Origin of the sequence: Bradyrhizobium sp. 2TAF36 (assembly GCF_052114925.1) — a bacterium.
In the GTDB taxonomy this organism is placed as follows: Bacteria; Pseudomonadota; Alphaproteobacteria; order Rhizobiales; family Xanthobacteraceae; genus Bradyrhizobium; species Bradyrhizobium barranii.
Map to the genome: position 1 here is coordinate 1 of NZ_JBFRFR010000212.1, position 2,164 is coordinate 2,164.

Annotated in this window: 1 protein-coding gene; it reads left to right on the forward strand. The window is 63.4% G+C overall.

Features of this window, described 5'->3' with window-relative positions; translation table 11 throughout:
* Positions 1 to 262 precede the first annotated feature (262 nt).
* Positions 263 to 1,843, forward strand: coding sequence for a fatty acid--CoA ligase (locus tag AB4Z51_RS44730; RefSeq protein WP_085403927.1), 1,581 nt, complete (start codon positions 263 to 265; stop codon positions 1,841 to 1,843).
* Positions 1,844 to 2,164 lie beyond the last annotated feature (321 nt).

Consider the following 2,164-nt stretch of genomic DNA (forward strand, 5'->3'; position numbering starts at 1 on the left):
CAAGGTCTTTTACGTAACGTACGATTGCGACAGGCCGGCAAACCAGCCAAACTCGCCCTCATTGCCGTCGCCAGGAAGCTGCTGACGGTCCTCAACGCCATGATGCGCGACAGGAAGCCCTACCTGAACGTCAAGCCGACATAACAGTTGCCGGATCGGCGCTTCGCTTGTCCGGGACGACAGCGGGGCCTCTCCCATCTTGTCTTCACCCGCGGATGACGCCACACTCCCAGACATAAAAACAAGACGCCACGGGAGAGACATGTCCACCACACAGCCATTGGCGAATCTCGCCGACATGGTGCGCGAGCGCGCGACCAGCCGCGGCAACGCGACCGCCTACGAGTTCGAGGGCCGCCTCACCAGCTTTGCCGGGTTTGACGTCAAGACCAACAAGGTCGCCAACGCGTTGATCGCGATGGGTGTCAGACGCGGCGACCGCATCGCCTATCTCGGCAAGAACAGCGATCTCTATTTCGAGCTGCTGATGGGCGCGATGAAGGCCGGTGTGGTGATGGCGCCGGTGAACTGGCGGCTTGCCGGGCCCGAGATCGCGTTCATCGTCGCGGATTGCAAGGCGCCGGTGCTGTTCGTCGGGCCGGAGTTCATCGCGCAGGTCCGCCAGATCAAGGACCAGCTGCCTGGCGTGCGCACCGTCATCACCACTGAAGGCGGCGCGCCGGAATGGCAGGATTTTACGGCCTGGCGCGATGCGCAAAGCGGCGACGACCCGAAGGTGCCGATCGACACGAAGGACATCGCGATCCAGCTCTACACGTCGGGCACGACAGGCAAGCCGAAAGGCGCGATGCTGTCGCATGCGAACTTCCTCAACCTCGTACAAACAGGCAATGCCGAGGACAAGCCGGAGTGGAACCGGTGGTCGACCGACGACGTGTCGCTGGTGGCGATGCCGATCTTCCACATCGGCGGCTCCGGCTGGGGCGTGATGGGACTCTATCACGGCGCCCGCGGCGTGATCGCGCGCGAGTTCGATCCGACCAAGGTGCTGGATTTCTTCGAGCAGTCGGGCATCACCAAGCTGTTCATGGTGCCGGCGGCGATGCAGTTCGTGGTACGGCAGCCGCGCGCGAAGACGGTCGATTTCTCGCGCCTGAAATACATGCTGTATGGCGCCTCGCCCATTCCGGCGGCGCTGCTGAAGGAATGCATCGAGATCTTCAAATGCGGCTTCGTGCAGATGTACGGCATGACCGAGACGACAGGCACCATCGTCGCGCTGCCGCCGGAGGACCACGTCGAGGGCCTCGAGCGGATGCGCTCGGCCGGCAAGGCGCTGCCGGGCGTCGAGATCGCGATTCTGGATGCGGACGGCAAACCGCTGCCGCCGCGCGAGGTCGGCGAGATCGCGACGCGCTCGGGCTCCAACATGGCCGGCTATTGGAATTTACCGGAGGCGACCGCCTCGACCCTGCGCGGCGATGGCTGGCTGCGCACGGGCGACGCCGGCTACATGGACGAGGACGGCTATCTCTACATCCACGACCGCATCAAGGACATGATCATCTCCGGCGGCGAGAACATCTACCCGGCCGAGGTCGAGAGCGCGCTGTGCGATCATCCTGACGTCGCCGAGGCCGCCGTGATCGGCGTGCCCGACGACAAATGGGGCGAAGCCGTGAAGGCCGTCGTGGTGATGAAGCCCGGCAAGCAGGCGACCGCCACCGACATCATCAACTTCACCCGCGAACGTATCGCTGGATTCAAGACACCGAAGAGCGTGGAGTTCTTGCCGGCGCTGCCGCGGAATCCGTCAGGCAAGATCTTGCGGCGGCAGCTGAGGGAGCCGTATTGGGTAGGGAAGGACCGACGGGTGAATTAGCCCCGCTCTATCCGCGTCGTCGTCCCGGGGCGCGCGCAGCGCGAGCCCGGGACCCATAACCACAGGGTGGAGTTTGGCGAAGACACGGAGTTGCCGTCTCGCCTCAAACTACTCCCTGGGGTTATGGGTCCTCCCCGCATTCGCGGGGACGACTCGGGGAGAGATCGCAGCGTCTCTCTAAAGCGGGATGGGGTTAGGTTGAATCGATTTGGGATTCCCAAATCGGTGTGTTTCTGATTCACCATTCTGGCTGGGTTGGAGGCCAGCATGGATGGGCAAGCCTTATTCTCTGGATCTTCGCAAGCGTGTCGTGTCCGCGAT

Coding starts and splice junctions, on each gene's coding strand:
- AB4Z51_RS44730 (WP_085403927.1), top strand. CDS start 263: ATGTCCACCACACAGCCATTGGCGAATCTCGCCGACATGGTGCGCGAG.